This is a genomic window from Puniceibacterium sp. IMCC21224 (assembly GCF_001038505.1).
Lineage (GTDB): Bacteria > Pseudomonadota > Alphaproteobacteria > Rhodobacterales > Rhodobacteraceae > Puniceibacterium.
Genome location: NZ_LDPY01000001.1, coordinates 2,119,337 through 2,139,598 on the forward strand (window position 1 = coordinate 2,119,337; position 20,262 = coordinate 2,139,598).

Annotated in this window: 20 protein-coding genes and 1 pseudogene; 7 read left to right on the forward strand and 14 right to left on the reverse strand. The window is 58.3% G+C overall.

Going from position 1 to position 20,262, the window contains the following annotated elements:
- Positions 1 to 22 precede the first annotated feature (22 nt).
- Positions 23 to 256: pseudogene (locus IMCC21224_RS27030) on the reverse strand (arginase family protein); the annotation flags it as partial.
- Positions 257 to 517: 261 nt separating this feature from the next.
- Here IMCC21224_RS27030 and guaB point away from each other — a divergent pair.
- Complete coding sequence (guaB, locus tag IMCC21224_RS09760) at positions 518 to 1,966, forward strand: IMP dehydrogenase (protein WP_047995193.1); 1,449 nt, start codon at positions 518 to 520, stop codon at positions 1,964 to 1,966.
- A gap of 351 nt (positions 1,967 to 2,317) precedes the next feature.
- On the opposite strand, the gene IMCC21224_RS09770 is transcribed toward guaB, so the two are convergent.
- Positions 2,318 to 2,938, reverse strand: coding sequence for a YitT family protein (locus tag IMCC21224_RS09770; RefSeq protein ID WP_047997015.1), 621 nt, complete (start codon positions 2,936 to 2,938; stop codon positions 2,318 to 2,320).
- Positions 2,939 to 3,297: 359 nt separating this feature from the next.
- Between IMCC21224_RS09770 and IMCC21224_RS09775 the strand changes: the two genes are divergently transcribed.
- On the forward strand, positions 3,298 to 3,924 hold the full coding sequence (locus tag IMCC21224_RS09775) for a hypothetical protein (protein WP_156178211.1): 627 nt from the start codon (positions 3,298 to 3,300) through the stop codon (positions 3,922 to 3,924).
- Positions 3,925 to 4,021: 97 nt separating this feature from the next.
- Here the strand turns inward: IMCC21224_RS09775 and IMCC21224_RS09780 are convergent, their stop codons facing one another.
- From IMCC21224_RS09780 to IMCC21224_RS27750, 6 genes are all read right to left on the reverse strand, one after another.
- Entirely contained in the window at positions 4,022 to 5,233 is a 1,212-nt protein-coding gene (locus IMCC21224_RS09780) for an NADP-dependent isocitrate dehydrogenase (RefSeq protein WP_047995196.1), read from the reverse strand.
- Positions 5,234 to 5,499: 266 nt separating this feature from the next.
- Positions 5,500 to 6,732, reverse strand: coding sequence for a multidrug effflux MFS transporter (locus tag IMCC21224_RS09785; protein WP_047995197.1), 1,233 nt, complete (start codon positions 6,730 to 6,732; stop codon positions 5,500 to 5,502).
- A gap of 233 nt (positions 6,733 to 6,965) precedes the next feature.
- Positions 6,966 to 7,610 carry a DsbA family protein gene (locus IMCC21224_RS09790; RefSeq protein WP_047995198.1) on the reverse strand — a complete coding sequence of 215 codons (645 nt, stop codon included), beginning with the start codon at positions 7,608 to 7,610 and terminating at the stop codon, positions 6,966 to 6,968.
- Between the two features lie 81 nt (positions 7,611 to 7,691).
- Positions 7,692 to 9,200, reverse strand: a complete 1,509-nt coding sequence (locus tag IMCC21224_RS09795) for a class I adenylate-forming enzyme family protein (protein WP_047995199.1) — start codon at positions 9,198 to 9,200, stop codon at positions 7,692 to 7,694.
- Between the two features lie 799 nt (positions 9,201 to 9,999).
- Positions 10,000 to 10,230, reverse strand: coding sequence for a hypothetical protein (locus tag IMCC21224_RS28470; RefSeq protein ID WP_156178213.1), 231 nt, complete (start codon positions 10,228 to 10,230; stop codon positions 10,000 to 10,002).
- A 149-nt stretch (positions 10,231 to 10,379) separates the two neighbouring features.
- A complete protein-coding gene (locus tag IMCC21224_RS27750; RefSeq protein WP_156178215.1) occupies positions 10,380 to 10,730 on the reverse strand; it encodes a hypothetical protein in 351 nt (116 codons plus the stop codon).
- 134 nt (positions 10,731 to 10,864) lie between these two features.
- On the opposite strand from IMCC21224_RS27750, the gene IMCC21224_RS09805 reads away from it, so the two are divergent.
- Together IMCC21224_RS09805 and IMCC21224_RS09810 are read left to right on the forward strand one after the other, a co-directional pair.
- Positions 10,865 to 11,767 (forward strand): transposase, encoded by a 903-nt coding sequence (locus IMCC21224_RS09805; protein ID WP_047995201.1) that lies wholly within the window; start codon positions 10,865 to 10,867, stop codon positions 11,765 to 11,767.
- A gap of 50 nt (positions 11,768 to 11,817) precedes the next feature.
- Positions 11,818 to 12,441 (forward strand): helix-turn-helix domain-containing protein, encoded by a 624-nt coding sequence (locus tag IMCC21224_RS09810; protein ID WP_047995202.1) that lies wholly within the window; start codon positions 11,818 to 11,820, stop codon positions 12,439 to 12,441.
- 13 nt (positions 12,442 to 12,454) lie between these two features.
- On the opposite strand, the gene IMCC21224_RS09815 is transcribed toward IMCC21224_RS09810, so the two are convergent.
- The 3 genes from IMCC21224_RS09815 to IMCC21224_RS09820 all read right to left on the reverse strand — a co-directional run bounded on the left by IMCC21224_RS09815 (position 12,455) and on the right by IMCC21224_RS09820 (position 14,745).
- Positions 12,455 to 12,688, reverse strand: coding sequence for a hypothetical protein (locus IMCC21224_RS09815; RefSeq protein WP_047995203.1), 234 nt, complete (start codon positions 12,686 to 12,688; stop codon positions 12,455 to 12,457).
- A gap of 121 nt (positions 12,689 to 12,809) precedes the next feature.
- Complete coding sequence (locus IMCC21224_RS28195; protein ID WP_197089194.1) at positions 12,810 to 12,923, reverse strand: entericidin EcnA/B family protein; 114 nt, start codon at positions 12,921 to 12,923, stop codon at positions 12,810 to 12,812.
- 7 nt (positions 12,924 to 12,930) lie between these two features.
- Positions 12,931 to 14,745, reverse strand: a complete 1,815-nt coding sequence (locus IMCC21224_RS09820; RefSeq protein WP_047995204.1) for an extracellular solute-binding protein — start codon at positions 14,743 to 14,745, stop codon at positions 12,931 to 12,933.
- A 295-nt stretch (positions 14,746 to 15,040) separates the two neighbouring features.
- Between IMCC21224_RS09820 and IMCC21224_RS09825 the strand changes: the two genes are divergently transcribed.
- From IMCC21224_RS09825 to IMCC21224_RS09835, 3 genes are all read left to right on the forward strand, one after another.
- On the forward strand, positions 15,041 to 15,814 hold the full coding sequence (locus IMCC21224_RS09825) for a 3-hydroxybutyrate dehydrogenase (protein ID WP_047997016.1): 774 nt from the start codon (positions 15,041 to 15,043) through the stop codon (positions 15,812 to 15,814).
- A 116-nt stretch (positions 15,815 to 15,930) separates the two neighbouring features.
- A complete protein-coding gene (locus IMCC21224_RS09830) occupies positions 15,931 to 16,962 on the forward strand; it encodes a patatin-like phospholipase family protein (protein ID WP_047995205.1) in 1,032 nt (343 codons plus the stop codon).
- Positions 16,963 to 17,033: 71 nt separating this feature from the next.
- Positions 17,034 to 17,477 carry a GNAT family N-acetyltransferase gene (locus IMCC21224_RS09835; protein WP_047995206.1) on the forward strand — a complete coding sequence of 148 codons (444 nt, stop codon included), beginning with the start codon at positions 17,034 to 17,036 and terminating at the stop codon, positions 17,475 to 17,477.
- 40 nt (positions 17,478 to 17,517) lie between these two features.
- Here the strand turns inward: IMCC21224_RS09835 and IMCC21224_RS09840 are convergent, their stop codons facing one another.
- From IMCC21224_RS09840 to IMCC21224_RS09850, 3 genes are all read right to left on the reverse strand, one after another.
- Positions 17,518 to 18,204, reverse strand: a complete 687-nt coding sequence (locus IMCC21224_RS09840; protein WP_047995207.1) for a DUF502 domain-containing protein — start codon at positions 18,202 to 18,204, stop codon at positions 17,518 to 17,520.
- Positions 18,205 to 18,290: 86 nt separating this feature from the next.
- Positions 18,291 to 19,199, reverse strand: a complete 909-nt coding sequence (locus tag IMCC21224_RS09845; RefSeq protein WP_047995208.1) for a pseudouridine-5'-phosphate glycosidase — start codon at positions 19,197 to 19,199, stop codon at positions 18,291 to 18,293.
- A 107-nt stretch (positions 19,200 to 19,306) separates the two neighbouring features.
- Positions 19,307 to 20,200, reverse strand: a complete 894-nt coding sequence (locus IMCC21224_RS09850; RefSeq protein ID WP_047995209.1) for a PfkB family carbohydrate kinase — start codon at positions 20,198 to 20,200, stop codon at positions 19,307 to 19,309.
- Positions 20,201 to 20,262: the final 62 nt, after the last annotated feature.

Below are 20,262 nucleotides of genomic sequence, written 5' to 3' on the forward strand. Positions count from 1 at the left end.
CAGCGTGACGCCCAACTCAGCACTATTCTGCGGGCTGTGCGTGAAAGATGAAGCCGAGCAAATTGAGCAGCACCTGCGCCGCCAGAATCGACGTACTGCCAGCCGGGTCATAATCCGGCGCCACCTCGACCAGGTTAATGCCAATGATCTTGTGGCGGCGGGCCACGATCTGCAACAGATCAAGCACTTCGTAATACAGGAACCCGCCATGGCTGGGCGTGCCGGTTCCTCGTGGAATTGATGGGCAGAACGCGTCGGTCTGTTGAATTGGGTCAGTGCCGCGAACGGCAGCTTTCGGTCCTCGGATATCTCTTGAATTGGCATGAACCAAAAGCGCTTTGCGCAGCCTGCGAATTGGGCAGTTGTACCCCTGATCGCGGCGCGTGTCCCCACCAGACGACGAATCGGGCAGCACAGACCGCCCGTCGTTCAACTATGGCGCAATAGGGGTTTCCCTGACCGCGCAAAGCTGCGATAGGGACGCGCCAAACGATGGTTTCCCAGGAAAGGTATTCCCATGGAGATTCGCGAGGCTCTCACCTTTGACGATGTATTGCTGGTTCCGGCTGCTTCCTCTGTGCTGCCCGGCACGGCGGACACCCGTACGCGTGTCACGCAGGCCATTCGGCTGAACATTCCGCTACTGAGTTCCGCAATGGATACTGTAACCGAGGCGCGGATGGCGATCACCTTGGCGCAGGCCGGTGGCATGGGCGTCATTCACCGAAATCTGGATATCGAACAGCAGGCGCGCGAGGTCCGGCGGGTCAAACGCTTTGAAAGCGGGATCGTCTATAGCCCGGTGACATTGCGCCCGGATCAGACGCTGGCCGATGCCAAGGCACTGATCGAGCGATACAATTTCACGGGTTTTCCGGTTGTCGACGACAGGGGCCGGGTGATGGGGATCGTGACCAACCGGGACATGCGCTTTGCTGAGGCGGACGATACGCCGGTGCGTCTGATGATGACCTCGGACGATCTGGCGATCCTGCGCGAACCCGCTGACCGCGACGAAGCGATCAGCCTGATGAAGGCGCGCCGGATCGAAAAGCTGTTGGTGACGGACAAGGATGGTCGACTGACCGGGCTTTTGACGTTGAAGGACACCGAACAGGCAGTGCTGAACCCGACAGCGTGCAAGGACGGGCTGGGGCGGCTGCGGGTGGCGGCGGCCTCGACTGTGGGGGATGCCGGATATGAACGCAGTCAGGCGCTTGTGGATGCTGGCGTCGACATGATTGTGATCGACACGGCGCATGGACACTCCGAAGGGGTGGCACGCGCGGTCGAACGGGCCAAGATGCTGTCGAACGAGGTTCAGGTCGTGGCCGGAAACGTTGCCACCGGCGAAGCGACGCGGGCGTTGATCGGTGCCGGTGCCGACGCGATCAAGGTTGGTATCGGGCCGGGGTCGATCTGCACCACGCGGATGGTCGCGGGTGTTGGCGTGCCACAGCTGACGGCAATTATGGATTGCGCCGCAGCAGCTGGTGATATTCCGGTCATTGCCGATGGGGGCATCAAGTTCTCGGGTGACTTTGCCAAGGCGATAGCCGCCGGCGCCTCGTGCGCGATGGTTGGTTCGATGATCGCCGGTACCGACGAGAGCCCGGGCGAGGTGATCCTGTATCAGGGCAGGTCGTTCAAGGCGTACCGCGGCATGGGCAGCCTTGGCGCTATGGCGCGCGGCTCAGCCGACCGTTATTTCCAAAAGGATGCCGCCAGCGATAAACTGGTTCCCGAAGGCATCGAAGGGCAGGTGCCCTACAAGGGCTCAGCCAGCGCGGTACTGCACCAGTTGGTGGGCGGTTTGCGGGCGGCCATGGGGTATACCGGCAACGCAACCGTCGACGAAATGCGCCGCAATTGCAGCTTTGTGAAGATCACCGGCGCAGGGCTAAAGGAAAGCCATGTGCATGACGTGCAGATCACCCGCGAGTCCCCGAACTATCGGATCGGCTGAGCTAGATAAAAGGCGTTCGGTGAAAACCCATCGAACGCTTTTGCAGCTAAACCATCAGAACGCATCGGGAAATTTCGCCGGTTTCAGTCGCGATGTGGATACTTGGACAACGATGGCGACTGCATGCTGCCAGCAGACGAGGTACGGGCGGGGTACCCAGAGGTGACAGTCAGAGCCTGTATCGAGATGGATACCAGGGTTGACGGTCTGTTGGATGATGCTGAGCTGAAAGCGGCACAAGAGGCTGGAATACAAGACGCCGGGTCCAACGACAACGATCGCTCAGAGCATCATACCTTTTGGCTCAGCCGTCTCCTCTTGTAACATCCTGTGCAGAGAGGTCTTGCGTCGTCAGGAATTGGCGATGTAGCGGTCGCGGCGGTGATTGATGGTGATGATCAGATTCAGCACGACCGCCCCAAGCAACGACCACCCCACGATCTGCCATGGAAACAGCAGCAACGCGACGGCAAAGACGCATAAATCAAACAGCAGCTGGGTATTGCCCGCCTTGATCCCGCGTGTGTCCTGAAGCCAGAGCGCGACAATCCCGACGCCGCCCAAAGTTGCTCCATGGCGAAACAGCGACAGCAGGCCGATTCCCGCCAGAATCCCGAACAGCACCGCCCCAAGCGCCGGATGAAGATGACTGATCGAAATCGCATATGGCATGATATCGGTCATGGTCGACATCAGTGTGACCGCGATGAAGTTCTTGACCGTAAAGCGCCACCCCATCTGACGAAGGGCAAGCACGTAGAATGGCAGGTTCAACGCAAAGAACACTGCCCCGAACGACCAGCCGGTGGGATAGGACAGGATCAGCGACAACCCTGCAATCTGGCCCGTGAAAAGTTCGGATGCGCGCAGGAACTGAATTCCCAGCGCGACAAGGGTCGTACCGATCAGAATGCCCTGAACATCTTCGGCGATTGTATGGCGATCGGGCAGGGGCGAATCAAGCAACAGCATACCCAAGCCAGTCGTGGTCGGAGCAGTCAGTGTCAACGATCTGCCGGTCTGTTTGGCATGGATTCGCGGATGGTTTTCCAAAATGCACGAAATAACGCCGGCCCCCGTCCTCAGCGGCTCTGCGCCTCGGAAAATTAGGAGCAACTATGTATTGGCATCAACACATGATGCGGCGCAAAGCGGGGGTGTACCCGCAAGAATATGTCAAAAACTCGTAAAAAATGTCGATCCTATCCGAGGGCATACGGGCTCGGACAAAATTTGTTTTGACGAAAAACCTATTTGGCTTGCAGCCTTGGAAATGACAAAATTGACCTTTATATTCGATCCATCAATTCCTCTTGTCATATGAGTTCCAGATGTCCCGTCTCGCTCTGCGTAGCGTAATGTTTGCGCTTGTTTCGATCCCTTTGTGTGCTCTGTCCGTGTCAGCGTCGACGGTGAACGAAACGTCTGTGTCGGGGGGGGATTTCTCTGGCGATTGGCAGAATTTTTCAATCATCGAGTCCGGCGCGACAACCGTCAACGGGATCTGGAACGGCGGCGGCGACCATGACTTCCTTGCCTTTACCAGTCTCGCAACCGGGGCGCAGACCGTCACGCTTAGCTTCAGCCCGATCGGCCCGCAGGGGTACAGCTATTCGGCGGGTGGATCTGTTCTGTGGAAAACCTCGCCGTTGCAGTACAGTGCCTGGGAAGGCACCACGCTGGGCAATGTGAACTTCAACCACGGCAACCAGTCGACGTCCCAAACTCTGAGCCTTGCTCTGGACGAGACATTCGGCGGTGCTTTGTACCTGCAACTCTACAACAACAATGGAACGCTGCAGTACTCGATTTCTGCACCGGGTAACGCGCTTGGCCCAGCGTCGGGGTCTGGCGATCCACTGGTCGCCGCCGTTCCGCTGCCATCGGCTGCATTGCTGATGTTCGGTGGCCTGGCCGCGCTGCTTAGCTTTGGCGTAAACCGACGCCGCAGCGCCTGAGCATTTTGTAGGTCTGCGTTATCCATTGGATTTGAACGTCAATAGCCGACCCTTGGGTCGGCTATTTTTGTATCACGAGGTTGCGGCGTCGCTGCGATCAGGACAGCGCCTTGTTCAGATTTTCGTCCACCTTTTCGAGGAAACCCATGGTGGTCAGCCAGCTTTGGTCCGGTCCCACCAGCAACGCGAGATCCTTGGTCATGTGACCAGCTTCGACAGTTTCGACGACAACCTTTTCCAGCGTCGCGGCAAAGGTCAGCAGCGCGTCGTTCCCGTCCAGCTTGGCGCGATGCTTTAGCCCGCCGGTCCAAGCATAGATCGAGGCAATGGAATTGGTCGAGGTTTCCTCGCCACGTTGATGCTGGCGGTAGTGGCGCGTGACGGTGCCGTGGGCGGCCTCGGCCTCGACGATCTTGCCATCGGGTGTCATCAGTTGCGATGTCATCAGACCAAGCGAACCAAAGCCCTGCGCCACGGTGTCGGATTGCACGTCACCGTCATAATTTTTGCAGGCCCAGACAAATCCCCCTGACCATTTCATCGCGCTGGCCACCATATCGTCGATTAGACGATGCTCATACCAGATCCCCGCCTCTTTGAATTTATCGGCGAATTCCTCGTCGAACATCTTTTGGAACAGCAGCATGAATTGGCCGTCATACTGTTTGAGAATGGTATTCTTGGTCGACAGATACAACGGCCAGCCCATGTCGAGCGCGTAGTTCATCGACGCGCGGGCAAAGTCGAGGATCGACGCGTCAAGGTTGTACATCCCCATGTAGACACCCGAGGAGGGTGCCTTGTAGACTTCTTCTTCGATCACGGTCCCGTCGTCACCGACAAATTTCATCGTCAGCGTGCCGGCGCCGGGGAATTTCATGTCCGTGGCTTTGTACTGATCCCCAAAGGCATGACGTCCGATCACAATCGGCCGCGTCCAGCCGGGGACAAGTCGTGGCACATTGCGGCAGATGATCGGAGCCCGGAACACCACGCCACCCAGAATGTTGCGGATCGTACCATTGGGTGAACGCCACATCTTTTTGAGGCCGAATTCCTCAACCCGGCCCTCATCCGGCGTGATTGTCGCACATTTGACCGCAACCCCGACCTCTTTGGTCTTTTCGGCGGCATCAATGGTGATTTGATCGTCGGTGCGGTCTCGCTCTTCCATCCCGAGATCGTAATAAAGCAGATCAAGATCCAGATACGGCAGGATCAGTTTCTTTTTGATGAAATCCCAAATGATCCGGGTCATCTCGTCCCCGTCCATCTCGACGATTGGATTGTCTACCTTGATCTTGGACATGCGGCACGGCCTTTCCTGTGGTGTTGGGGCAGTGTGGGCGCCCCGGCTTAGTCTGTCTTTGCCGGGATATACAGTATACCTTTGCATACTGCGATGCGGCATATTTTGCGCACAGTCGACACGCCGCTGCTGCTTTTTTCACAGTCTGCGATGTTACACAGTCTTATAAAAGCAATATGAACCCGAACGGCTGACCGGCAGGCGAAAAGCCTCGATGCCCTGATTCTGGCCCCGGCTTTGACGCTCAGCATAGCCGATGCATCAGCTTATTGATCTGTCGATCTGACCGGACGCAGTCCAGCGGCGCGTTCGGCTTTCAACAGGTACAGCATAAGAATGAGCGCGGCACAGACTTCGACGAACACACCCACGGCCAGCGGCAACGGTGTGCCGTCGAACATCAACCCGACCGGCACCGAAAGCATCACCGCCGCAACTGTCGAAATCGCGCCAGTGACGCTGGCTGCCATACCGGCGATGTGGCCCATTGGCTCCATCGCCATGGCATTGAGATTGCCGATGGTCATCCCGGCCTGAAAGAACAGCGATGCCTGCCAAACGACAAAAACAGCAAAGAACAGCGTTCCCTGCGCCCCGGCCAGTTCAAAGGTAATCATAAGTGTGGTGATGACCAACTGAACCGCCAGCATCACCGTCACCAACAACCGCATGCCCAGGCGCATCACCAACAACGCATTTAGAAAGCTTGCCGAACTCGCTGCAATGGCGATACCGCCAAACCACAGGGGAAAGCTCTCGGCCCGTCCAAAAGTCACATCAAAGATCTGCTGGGTCGACGAGATCATCGAGAACAGCATGCCAAAGCTAAGCGACTGGACCGCGATCGACAGCCGCACGGTTGGATGCGACAGCATCTCGCGCACCGCGCCGGTCAGAGTTGACAGGCGGAACGGGCGTCGGTTTTCAGGCGCCAGCGTTTCGGGCAGGCGGATCATGAACCACAATGTGCTGATGATCGCAAAGACGACAAACGCGACAAACACAGCGCGCCAGCCGGAATAAGCAATGATCACAGCGCCCATGCTGGGCGCAAGCGCCGGAACCAGCGTGAAGATGATCATCACAAACGACATGATGCGCGCCATGCTGCGACCGTCAAACAGGTCACGGATGATCGCCAGCGCCACCACCCGGGGTCCCGCAGCACCCAGCCCCTGAACCACCCGCGCTGCCAGCATCACCTCAAGGCTCTGGGCCTGCGAGGCAACCAGCGCCGCCACGATGTAGATCGCCACACCGGCGAGCACGACAGGTTTGCGCCCGAAGGTGTCGGACAAGGGACCGGTGAAGAATGTGCCGACGCCCATGCCCAGCATGAAACTGGTGATGACCAGCTGCGCGGCGTTCAGGTTGTTGGGTGACAGCGTGGCACCGATCGCAGGCAGAGCAGGCAGCATCGAATCGATGGAAAAGGCAATGGTTGCGAACATCATCGCGATCAGCGCGATGAATTCCGTGCGGCTCATGCTTAGCGGCATCTGAACTCTTTCGTTTAGTATGATCGCGGCGTAGCACGCTTGACCCGCCCGAGCCAGTGAACCCGGCTGTGCGAAATTGCACAAATGCACCCGCATCACCGCACCGGTGCAGGGTCATACGGCGTTGAAGTGTAATATTATGAATGGGTTAAGTGGCCGCTCATGCGCGGCCGCTACATGCCAGCAACATTATGCATGGCTGCTATTCAAAAACCGCATGGCTGGATTTCGGTTCAACCGGGGTTTTCGGCCCCGGCGCGCAGTTCCTTGATCACCTTGAGCCACAATTCCGTGGGTTGCGCCCCCGGCACCGCGTGCTGACCGGCAACGATAAAGGTCGGGACAGACTGAATGCCCATGTTGCGTGCCGCCGCATCGCGACCCTGGATCGCCTCGCGGTCCGCATCGGTTCCAAGCAAACGCATAATCACCGACGCATCCAGCCCGGCACCATCCGCGATATCGCCCAGCACTTCGACGTCGCCAATGTCGCGGCCATCATTGAAATAGGCGCGGAACAAGGCGGACACCACGGCGGTCTGGCGACCTTCGATCCCGGCCCAATGGATCAGGCGGTGAGCGTCCAGCGTATTGGGGGTCCGCCCGATATTGTCGAGCTTGAGATTCAGGCCCGCCTTTTCGCCATGCTGGACCACCGGCAGGTAGGCCTGTACCGCCTCTTCCTTGCCGCCGAACTTGCCCTCAAGATAGGCGCGTCGATCCATTCCACCGGCCGGCATCTCGGGGTTCAGCTGAAAGGGCTGCCATTCGATGATAAAGGGGTGATCCGGTACCTGCTCAAGCGCGCGGTCAAGATAGGTCTTGCCGATATAGCACCAGGGGCAGATCGGGTCGGACATGATGACAAGTTTGACCATTGGGTCGGGCCTTTCAACAGAATTTCGCCTGTCTAGCAGGGTCGGGCGGGCTTTGCGACCGCTGGGTTTTGGATCATTGGATCAGTTAGGCAACAACGGGCGCAGCGCGCGGCGCAAGAGTTTGCCATTCGGATTGCGCGGCAGCGTGTCGAGATGGACAAACATGCGCGGCTGTTTGTAACGCGCTAGCCGATCAGCGGCCCACGCGGTCAAAACATTGTCGGGAATGGGCGCGGGGCCGGTGTAAAAGGCGGCAATCAGGCCCACATCTGCTTTGACTTCGACTTCGGTCACGCCGACTTCGGTGATATCGGGATGGGTCAGCAAGGCGGCCTCGACCTCAATCGGCGAGACACGATAGCCGCCGGCATTCATCATGTCATCATCGCGACCCAGATAGGTGATCTGATCGGACGGCAGCATGACGCCCTGATCGCCGGTGATAAACCAATCGCCTTGGAATTTCGCTGCGGTCTCTTCTGGGGCACCGACATAGCCCAGCATCAGCCCGGGATCGTCACGATGAATCGCGATGGTTCCGGGCTCTCCGCGTGGGACGGGGCCATCGAGACCAAGGATGGCCACCCGGCGCCCTGGTTGCGGACGTCCCAACGCACCCTCGTCGGCTGGAAACTCGGGTGATGCCGACAGGAAAGTCGAACACTCGGACATGCCAAATGCCTCGAATATCTGGGTGCCTGTGGCATTTTCCCAGGCATAGCGCAGGGTCAGGGATAGCTTTTCGCCAGCGGCCAGCCCGTGGCGCAGATACGGCAATGATCCCGTCGGATGCTTGAGGATATTTCGGTAAACGCCTGGTGCAGCGGCAAATATACTGACTTTGTGATCATGTAGCAGCGGCGCAATAGACGCGTGATCGACGCCCGCTGCAGGGATCAGTGCGGTGGCCCCCATGGTCCAGGGGTCCATTAGCCCGGTTCCCAGCGTATAAGTCCAGTTGAACGCGCCCGCATGCAGCAGGCGGTCGGAGTCTGACAATCCATACCACCCCCGCATCATCATTTGCCGCGCCCAGATTGCACGGTGAGCATGACCAACAGCACGCGGCCGCCCCGAGGTGCCAGAGGTGTAGATGATGTAGGCCAGCCGGTCGGGATCACCCATAGCGTAGTCTGCGGGCGGCAGATTCCGCCAGCCAGCCATGGTTGCTGTGTCGTAGACCGGGCAGTCTGTTGGCGGGCAGGGTACACCGGCACCCACCAGGATTGCGGCAGGGTCCAGGGCCTGCACCATGGCGGCGACTTCGGTTTCGGTCAGTTGCGAGGATGTCGGAACCGGTACGATTCCGGCGGCGATGGCCCCTAGATAGGCGACTGGAAAATCGACGGTATTCCCCAGCCGCATCAACAGGATATCGCCAGGTTTCAATCCGGATTTCAAAAGCCCGGTTGCGGTGCCCCTCACAGCGGTTTCCAGCTCGTCGTAGCGCCAGTTTTCGGCGTTGCCCGGCTGGACCACAGACAGCGCAACCTTGTCGGGCAGCGCTTTGGCCCGGCCAAGAACATGCGCGGCCAGATTAAAGGGGGACGGGCAGGGCGCGGATGCGCCATTATCAAACAGGGACAACATGGCCCGAGGATTACGCGGCGCAGAGCGCCGAGGCAAGGCAGAGCGGACAGTTGGTAGTGGGGCAGTTTGAAATCCAGCGTTGAAAATTCGTCAACTCAAAATTTGCATGATGCAAGAACAAGGCTTACATTTGCAGGTATGACAGACAAACCCAAGAGACCCCGCGACGCCAATCAGCTTGCCAAGTTCATTTTGGACGTGGCGACGGGTGAGGTTGAAGATAAGACGCCTGAAAAATCCGAAGCCCAGAGCCTTGGGGGAAAGAAGGGAGCAAAGATTAGGACCAGCAATCTATCTCCGTCTCAGAGGTCAGATATAGCTAAAAAGGCTGCGAACACCCGCTGGGGAAATGACGACTAACTATTGTGGACGAGACATGAAGAAAGCAATCGATCCGTAGCTACCCGCAGAAGTATCATTCAAGCAGTGCTCTGTGTGACTGATATCGAATGATTGCCCTAACTTGCTACTCCACACGTCGGGGGCGATCAGCTTAGCGGCATGCGTGGGCAGGTTTTTTAAATGAAAAATTGCTATTTTCTCACTCGCCTCGTCATAATCGCCCCCCGCGCAAAGCGTGAATCCAAGTGTTTCAAAAGCTGATTGAAATACCGGTAGCGTTGGGAGCCGTATAACATTCGCTGGCCAATACTGTAGGCCCAAAGAATCTGGCCACCACCATCGTGTTTCGTCGCCAGCCGCGTAGGCAATGCAGTTATATGTGGAAGTCTGTGGACTTGTAATGGTCGCTGCATTTTGAATATTTGGAAAGTTAACCCTCAGAATATCGGCGTGAGATTTACCTATTGTGGTCATGCCAATCCAGCCAAGATTCCGTCATTTTCAAAATATTACCAGCACTATTTGGCGGCATTGGATTTTCTCCAGTTATTAAACACAAAGCCGCTACCAGAAAATCAGGGCGCTTTTTAAGCTCATCAATGATAAGTGGTATTACAACATCGCCCATTGCAACGATTTCTTTAAAAGAGGCATTATTAATAATCTCATCCGCAGAAGATGAAATCATAGTCTCAAACCTCCATTTTCGTAGCGACGCATAAAAATTAGAGCGATAATCCGAACTGCTAGGTGAGTATCGAGCATACGCCCGCGAAGAAAACTGCGCGGGCGTTCCCGAGTAACGACCTGAAGTCCCTGAATCCCTCAAGTTACTTTTCATGTTTCTCCACCTCTATTTTTTAGTTCTTTTACCTGGCTAGATAGCCATTCTATCATGGCTTCTGCGGTCTGTAGGTCAAGAAAAACATCAGCAGACATTTCTCTTACTATTGAATCTCTAGATTGAACTTCCACTAACTCGCCGAGCTCTCCCGATTCAGAAATCTTGTAAGTTAGCCTGCGCGGTATTGCTGGTCTTTCTGAATAAATTGCCATGTGGATGCGTCCCGACGGCGTTATCCCACCTATGACCCCATCCGCTCTCAGCGACTGGAAGTTCGGAGTTTTTAGATAGTCGAATGCAACTACCGGTTGCTCTGGGTCAAAGTTTTTCGGCTCGTCAGCCATCTTTACCTGCCACCAAAATGCCCCCCCCACGATCAACGTGTATCCATCTAACACTAAGATTCGATTGATAGCAATAGAATTTCAAAATGACCCTTATGCTTGACTATCATTGCATTGGCTACTAAATAGAACCTATGAGAAAATTGGACACCAAAACCCGCGCCCTGATCATCCGCCTCTTGGTGGAAGGTAACTCCATCCGCGCCACGACGCGGATTGCTGACGTGTCCAAGAACACCGTCACCAAGTTGCTTGAGGATGCCGGGAAAGCCTGCGCTGTCTACCATGACGCAAACGTGCGCAACGTCGCAGCTAAGCATGTGCAGGCCGATGAAATCTGGGCGTTCTGCTATGCCAAAGCTCGCAACGTGGCTGACGCAAAAGCAGCACCTTCCGACGCGGGCGATATCTGGACTTGGACCGCTATGGACCGGGATAGCAAGCTGATGATTTCCTACACCGTTGGGGATCGCTCGCAGGGCACGGCGCGCGAGTTCATGTTTGATCTTGCATCGCGCCTCGCAAACCGCATCCAACTGACCACAGACGGCCACGGCGGCTATCTAAAGGCCGTCACAGACGCATTCTCGGGCGAAGTGGACTATGCCATGCTGATCAAGCAATACGGCGATCCGACCGGAACCAAGGGTCACGAGCGCAAGTATTCCCCCGCCGAATGTACCGGCGCAATCAAAGAGGCGATCTTTGGAAAGCCTGACATGGCCGAAGTCGGCACCAGCCATATCGAGCGCCAAAATCTGACAATGCGCATGGGTATGCGCCGCTTCACACGCCTGACTAACGCTTTTAGCAAAAAGGCAGAGAACCACGCTTACGCAGTTGCTTTGCATTTTATGCACTACAACTTCTGCCGGGTTCACAAGACACTTCGCATGACGCCTGCAATGGCTGCAAACGTGACTGATCGCCTTTGGGATGTTGAGGATATTGTTGCACTGGTCGAAAAGGCAGAGGCGGAAGCGACACAGAAAAAGCGCGGCCCCTACAAGCCCCGCAAGAAAACGATTTCAGAGTGACCCACTACCGGACAGTTGCAAGGATAGAGGCGCGGCCCTATAGCAGCGTCATGACGGAACGTGACCCTAAAACCCTGATCACCATCGCCCGCTCGTCGGGGGGCGAAGAGGCGGGCGAGCCGCTGAACCTCGGCACCCGGGTGCGCGAGCTGCGTAAGGCGCGTGACTGGACGCTTGAACAAGCGGCAAAGCGGGCCGGGTTGGCACGATCAACGCTGTCGAAAATCGAAAATGGTCAGATGTCGCCAACCTATGACGCACTCAAGAAGCTGGCGACGGGGTTGCAGATCTCGGTGCCGCAACTGTTCACGCCGCCGCAGCGCGAACAGGTGAATGGACGGCTGGCCGTGACCAAGGCCGGGGCGGGGGCGCAGCATGCCACCACGACCTATGAACACGAGCTGCTGGCCGAAACTCTGACCAAAAAGCAGATGCTGCCGTATCGCGCGAGGGTCCGCGCCAGATCCGTCGATGAATTTGACGGCTGGGTGCGCCATGATGGCGAGGAGTTTCTGTTCGTGCTGACCGGGGTGATCCGGCTGTATACCGAATTTTATGAACCGATCGAGATGCGGCGCGGCGACAGCGCCTATTACGATGCCACCATGGGCCATAACGTGGTTTCAGTCAGCGATGACGACGCCAATATTCTTTGGGTGACATCCCTGACGTGATCCGGACGATGCGTTAGCGCGAAGGCGCGTCACTGTCGTGTTGTGCGAGGCTTTCGACGAACAGCCAGTCGTCCAATTCCTGCTCAGCCTCAAACGCGGTAAGGCGCTGACACTGGGCCAGATGGCGGCTCAGATCAGGTCGGTTCTTGGGTGGGGTGCGCAGGGCTTTTCGATCCAGATTGGGAAAACGCTGCTGTAACCGCCCCAGTCGGGCGGTCCAGTTTTCAGTGATCTCGGTCCAGGTCATGGCAGGCGTTCCCCTAAACACCTATGGCTGAGTCCTACGATGCCGCAGAATCAGGTATCTGAAAACCCGGTACTAAAGGTGTAGTCCCAAATTTTGCCGTTTTCTGACAACTCTTGGCCCATCACAGGCTGCGCTGCACCGTTCGCGCCGCCCCCGAGATGTCCTGACCCAACCCGTCAATCGTGCCACATCCTGCCATAAACAGCAGACATCCAATCGTTAGTATCGTTTTCATTCCTGCCTCATTCCTCGTACCACCAGACATCTGGCTGCCACCCGATCCAGTCGCCGTATATCGGCAGTTTTTCCGGGTATTTCAACTCTTTGGTATGGGCGATCCGGCTGACGTTCCACTGATAGACCGGGATCACGTAACGCCCTGTCGTCAGCACCCGGTCCAGCGCCCGTGCCGCAGCGATAAAATCCTCGCGGCTGGTGGAACTCAAGAGCCGGTCGATCATCGCGTCGGCGGCCGGCGAATTCATGCCCATCCAGTTGCGCGACCCGGGTTCGCTCACGCCTTGCGCGCCCCAGTACAGCCTTTGTTCGTTCCCCGGAGACAGCGACAACCCGCGCCGATAATAGGTCATGTCAAAATCGTAGGTGTTGGTGCGCTCCTGATACTGCGCGGCGTCGATGACCGAAATGCGCGGCGTGATGCCCATACGCTCGAGCGCCTGCGCATAGATGTCGATGATCGACTGCTCTTCGCCACTGCCCTGACTTAGCACGATTTCAAAGCTGAAGGGGCGACCTTCGGAGTCTTTCATCACGCCGTCCTGAATGGTCCAGCCGGCCTGCTCCATCAGCGCCATCGCCTGACGGATGTTGCCCCGGTTGCGGGCCGACCCGTCGCCATGGGGCAGGGCATAGCCATCCAGCGCGCCGGGCAACAGCGTCTCTGCATAGGGTTCAAGGAATTCGCGCACCCGCCCGGTTGCAGGACCCTCGTCCATCCCCAGCACCGAGTTCGAGAAATACGAACTGATGCGCGGCTGTTTCGATCCGGTCATCGTCTCGTTGATATATTCAAAGTTAAAGGCGTGGATCATTGCGTCGCGCACCCGCCAATCCTTGAACACGTCGCGCCGAGTGTTCATCACAAAGCCGGTGATGCCGGACGGGCGCTGATGCGGGATCTCGGACTTCACCACGTCGCCGCGCTGAACGGCGGGGAAATCGTATTGGCTGTCCCACTTTTCGACATTGTTTTCGCGGTTCGAATTCAACTGCCCGGCTTTGAACGATTCGAACTGGGCGGTGCCGTCGCCGTAGAACTCCATCCGGATTTCATCCAGATTGCCCTGTCCGCGCATGAACGGCAGATCGCGGCCCCAGTACTCGGGATTGCGTTTCAGGCTGACGTAGCGCCCGGCCTCAAAGCTGTCGACGACATAGGGCGCGGTTCCGATCGGTATGATGTCGATACCGGATTGCGCGAAATCGCGTCCCTCCCATTGGGCCTTTTTCAGGATTGGGCGCATGCCGATGATCAGGGCAAGTTCGCGATCTTCGACACTAAAATCGAACCGCACCGAGCGCGGCCCGGTTTGCTGCATCTGCGCCACCTTGGCCCATGTCCCGTGATAGCGCGGGTGGCCTTTGGTGCCGAGGATTTCATAAGACCACATCACATCTTCGACAGTGACGGGGCTGCCGTCGGAAAACTGCGCCTCTGGGCGCAGAGTGAATTCTGCCCACTCACGATTCGGCCCGACCTCAATCGATTCGGCCAAAAGACCGTACAGCGTGAACGGTTCATCCCAAGAACGGCCCATAAGTGATTCATAAGTCAGGGATGCCAACTGCCACGGAACCGTCCCCTTGAGGATGTGCGGATTGAGGCTGTCAAAGCTTCCGGTTTCGCCGGTGACGATCCGCCCGCCCTTTGGCGCGTCCGGATTGGCATAGGGCAAAGACACAAAATCATGTGGAAGTGCAGGGTTGCCATACATAGCTATGCCATGCATCGGGTCAGCGGCAGCGAATCCCCCCCACGCCAGCCATGTCAGAACAGCTAGTATGCGCCCCGCACAATGGAAATAGTTCGTCGCCATATTCACTGTAATCCCCGTCAGCCATTGTTTTATGAAGCCGGAACGTAACGGTGGATTCACCCCAATTCAAACTTTTTGCTTGGCCCCCGGCAGCTTAGGGCTTATAACGATGTCACTGCTCGATAGGTTTCTTGCCTGTATGAAACCTGCCTCAATAACTTAACGCCCGCTTCGTGCGGGCGTTTTTTTTGTGCAGTTCCTCAGGACTGGATGGAACAAAACCGCCCTCAGCCCCCTTATTTTGCAGGAGCAGCATGTTATGCTGCATCCGCAAAGTAATCAGGAGTTTCGGAACATGTCACTGAAGGGCAAAACCGCCGTCATCACCGGATCGAATTCGGGAATCGGCCTGGGAATCGCGCATGAGCTTGCGCGCGCAGGGGCCGATATCGTGCTAAATTCTTTCACAGATGCGGATGAGGATCATCAACTTGCCGCCGACATGGCGACCGAACATGGCGTGACCGTGCGCTACATTCAGGCCGATATGTCTAAAGGTGACCAATGCCGCGCCCTGATTGAAAAGGCCGGGTCTTGCGACATTCTGGTGAACAATGCCGGGATTCAGCATGTGGCACCGATTGATGAATTTCCTGTCGCCAAATGGGATGCAATCATCGCCATTAACCTAAGTTCGGCGTTTCACACCACGGCTGCCGCGCTGCCGATGATGCGCAAGGCGGGGTGGGGCCGGGTGGTGAACATCTCGTCCGCACATGGTCTGACAGCCAGCCCGTTCAAAAGCGCATATATCGCAGCCAAGCACGGCGTCATCGGGTTGACCAAGACCACCGCGCTGGAAACCGCTGAACAGCCGATCACCGCCAATGCGATCTGTCCGGGCTATGTCCTGACACCGTTGGTCGAGGCACAGATCCCCGATACGATGGAAAAATATGGTATGGGCCGTGACGAGGTGATCAAGAAAGTGATGCTTGAGCGGCAGCCGTCGCGCGAGTTCGCCACTGTCGAGCAGCTGGGCGGTACCACCGTGTTTCTGTGTTCCGATGCGGCGGCGCAAATCACCGGCACAACGATTAGCGTCGACGGCGGCTGGACAGCCCTCTGACAGCCTCGACAACGGTGCCAGGGTATCCATCCCTGGCCCAGACCTGCGGACGCGGACAGCTGCATTTCGCGGCTCCGCATCGTTGCGGGCACACAGATAAATTCAGGAGCACGAACATGAGGCGGATCAATCTTGCGTTGCAGGGCGGTGGCGCGCATGGCGCCTTTACGTGGGGCGTGCTCGACCGGCTGCTCGAAGAAGAGGACATCGAGATTGCCGCAATATCCGGCACCTCGGCCGGGGCGCTGAATGGTGCAGCGCTAAAATCCGGCTGGATCTCGGGTGGACGCGAGGGGGCGCGGGAGAACCTCAGTTGGCTCTGGGCGCAGATGGGTGCCACCGAAGAGACCGAGGCCAACGCCTGGATGCGGGCCTGGCTGCCTGATCCCTGGCTGGTGAGCCAGGCATTGCAATTTGCGCCGGGGTATATTGTGGCGGATGCCATCGGCAGGATGGCATCGCCCTATAGCTGGGGGCCGCTATATCGAAATCCGCTGGAAAAGATCGTTCAGAAATTCGATTTTGGCAACATCTGCACCGACGATGGCCCAGAGCTGTACATTTGCGCCACCAATGTTCGCGATGGCAAAGTACGGGTGTTTGCCAACGACCGGATCTCGACCAACGTGATCCTCGCCTCAGCCTGTCTGCCAACGCTATTTCAGGCGGTCGAGGTCGAGGACCCTGAGACCGGGCTGATCGAAGCGTTCTGGGACGGCGGCTATACCGGGAACCCGGCGTTGTTCCCACTGTTCGCCGCGCATCTGCCGGACGATCTGGTGATCATCAACATCAACCCGATGGTGCGGGATTCCGTCCCGGTGACCCCAGCCGAGATTCAGAACCGGATCAACGAGATCAGCTTCAATTCGTCGCTGCTGCGGGAATTGCGCGCGATCGAGTTTGTGCAGCGCCTGCTGGTCAGTGGAACGCTGCCCCCAGGCTCGATGAAGCAACTGCGCGTTCACATGATTGCCGACGATGCCCTGATGAATGCCCTTTCCGAAGTGACCAAACAAATCCCGGTGCCGTCGGTGTTGCAGCAACTCAAAGAGGCCGGACGCCGCGCCGCAGGGCGGTTTCTGAGTGATGACGGCGAGTCGCTGGGCGTGTGTCAGAGTGCCGATCTGCGGGCAATGTTTGCCTGAGCGGATCTGGCCCCACATGGCGGGCAAAACTGGTACTGGCGCACGCACTGTGTGCCAGTCAGGGTACCGCCATGGATTTTGATCTAAGCCCCGCGACCGAATGTGACCTCTCCGCGATCCGCGATCTGATTGAGGCAGCTTACCGCCCTTGGGCCATCGAGATCGGCCAAGAGCCCGGCCCATTGCGCGACGATTACGGCGCCCGCATTGCCCGCGGGCAGATCACCGTGGCGCGGACATCCGGCAGGATCGCGGGACTTGTGGTGCTTGAGCGGGACGGCGCCGACTTGTTACTTGACAACATCGCGGTTGCGCCATGGGCACAGGGTTCCGGGCTGGGGCGGAAATTGATGCTCTGGGCCGAGACACAGGCCCGGGAATGCACTGCAATCACGCTCTATACGCATCAAAAGATGGCGCGGAATATCCACATTTACGAGCGGCTGGGCTATACGGAAACCCACCGCGTCACCGAACTGGGTTTAGCGCGCGTGTATATGCGCAAGCGCATATGATTGCAGAAAAATCCCTAACTGGGTACTCGTAAAAGCGCTCTCAGGACACCAATCGCGCCGCAGGCTGTGACGGATCCTTGGCGTTGGGATAGACCAGCCCGGCAGAGATCACCAGTTTGGCGGCATCCTCAATCGTCATGTCCAGTTCGATCACGTCTTCGGCGGGAAAGAATAGCAGAAACCCCGATGTCGGGTTCGGTGTTGTCGGCACAAAAACCGATATCAGCCCCCCCGATGTCTGCGCCCGCACCGCCACTTCACCACGCGCCTTGGTCGAGATAAAGCCGATCGCCCAGATTCCCTTGCGCGGGTACTCAATCAGACAGGCCTTTTCAAAACTGCTTTCCGACTGGGCAAAGACGGTCTCGGCGATCTGCTTGACCCCGCTGTAGATTGAGCGGACCACCGGCATCCGGCCCACCAGCCCTTCGCCAAAGCGGATCATCGAGCGGCCCAGAAATCCCTTGGCCACCCAGCCGACCAGTATGGTGAACAGCAGGAAAAAGATCACTCCGATGCCGCGCAGGTTAATCCCTATATAGGCCTCGGGATTGAACCGGGCTGGCACCAGCGGCAGGACAAACCCGTCGATCCAGCCAATCACCGTCCAGATCAGCCAGATTGTCAGCCCGACTGGTGCAATCACCACCAGACCCGTCAGGAACGCGGCACGCAACCGGGCAAAAAGGCCGGGGCGGCGCGGTTGCGGAACAAAGGGCGTGGTCATATGAAGCCTCGTGGTGTGTCCGCGCAAAACCTAGGCACCCGCTGCGAATTCTACAATGGCTACCGGTGCATACGCGGCACAATCGGTCAGTCTTTGACCATTTCGCAGGCGATGGCAGCCCCCAGACGGGCATTGTTCAACACCAGCGCAATATTGGCGTCGAGCGATCGGCCCTCGGTCAGCTCGAAAATCCGCTGGAGCAGATAGGGTGTCAGCGCCTTGCCGGTGATGCCATGCTCTTCGGCGTCGCGGGTGGCCTGGGCGATGACGGGGGCCAGCACCGAGCGGGGGATCTCGGCGCTTTCTGGGATCGGGTTGGCAATCAGCTGCCCGCCGGGCAATCCCAGCGCCTGCCGCATCTTGTGAGCCCGTGCAATGGCGGCGGGCGTGTCCATGCGCAGCGGTGCGCGCAATCCGGCTGCACGCGACCAAAAGGCCGGCAATTGGTCCTGACCATAGGCGATGACCGGCACGCCCAGGGTTTCCAGCACTTCCAGCGTTTTGGGCAGATCGAGGATGGCCTTGGCACCCGCCGCGACCACGGTGACCGCAGTTTGCGCCAGTTCATGCAAGTCGGCAGAAATATCGAACGAGGCTTCAGCCCCTTTGTGAACGCCGCCGATGCCGCCGGTGGCAAAGATCTGGATACTGGCAAGATTCGCCGCAATCATTGTCGCGGCTACCGTAGTGGCGCCGGTCCGGCCCTCGGCCATGCACACGGCCATATCGGCGCGGCTTAGCTTTGCCACCCCGCGCGCCTGCGCCAGCGCGGTCAGCTGGTCGTCGTCCAGCCCGATGCAAAGCTGCCCGTCGATCACCGCGATGGTGGCGGGCTCAGCGCCCCCGGCGCGCACAGTTGCCTCGACCTTGCGCGCCACCTCAAGATTCTGCGGCCAGGGCATGCCATGGGTGATGATGGTCGATTCGAGCGCGACAACAGGACGTTTGTTGGCAAGTGCATCAGAGACAGCAGGTGAAAGGTGAAACAGGGTCATGCGTTGTCCTTGAAGGATCTGAGTGCGGGGCAGGGCGGTCCTGTTTCCGATACTGCGCCGCGCGGCAGGTGTCGAGCGACAGTGCCCGAACGGAAACGCCGGCGCGGTTAGTTCGGCGTATCACCCGAGACATAGGTGGCGGCAGCCTGCAACGCCCGGGCCAGCGCGGCGTCACGATCCGCGCCGGCGCGCTCAGCGGCGATATGCGCTGCCATGAATGTGTCGCCCGCGCCGGTCACACGGGTCACCAGTACTTTGGGCGGGCGTCGCGTCACGATGCCCTCGCTGTGTGCGTCGCAGGTCATCTCACCGCCATCCGTCACCAACACCCGTGCAGCACCGCGCGCCAGCATGGCCTCGCCCGCCTCTGCCGCGTCGCTGAACTGACATTGGCACAGCACACCGGCCTCTTCGAGATTGACGTATAGCGTTCCGCGCCCCGCCTTAAGGAACGGCAGCAGGCGCTCGGCTTTGCCCGGTGACGCAGGCGCGACACGCAGATCCGCGCGGCGGAATGCCGGACTGCGCGCGATTTCTTCGAGCAGTGCGACCGTCAGATTGCCATCCAGCGCGATGGTTCCGTTGTAAGGTGCGTCGCCGCGGCCCAGCGGTCCGTCGGTCAGTGGCCTTAGTATTTTGGCCCCAGCGGATTCTAGAGAATGGGCATCCGCAATGGCGGCGATCAGACCATTCCCGCCCTCGATTGCCATGTACCAGTCGGTTGGCAGATCCTCTGAGCGGTACAGATGTGCGGTTTCCAGCCCCAGCACCTTGCAGGCGGCGACCAGCGCATCGCCCTCGGCATCGCGCCCGACCGATGACAGCAGCGACGGGCGCAAACCGAACCGCGCCAGCGTCATCGCAATGTTCAGCGCCACTCCGCCCGGCAAACGCAGGATGCGACCGGGCACATCACTGCCGGGGCTCATATGGCTGGCGGACCGGCCGATCACATCCCATAGAACGGAACCGATACAAAGGATGTCAGGTGCTTGGGTCATGCCTATCAATGGCGCGCTCGTTTGATGTGCGCAAGCCTGTGAATGACCCCTGGGGCACACCC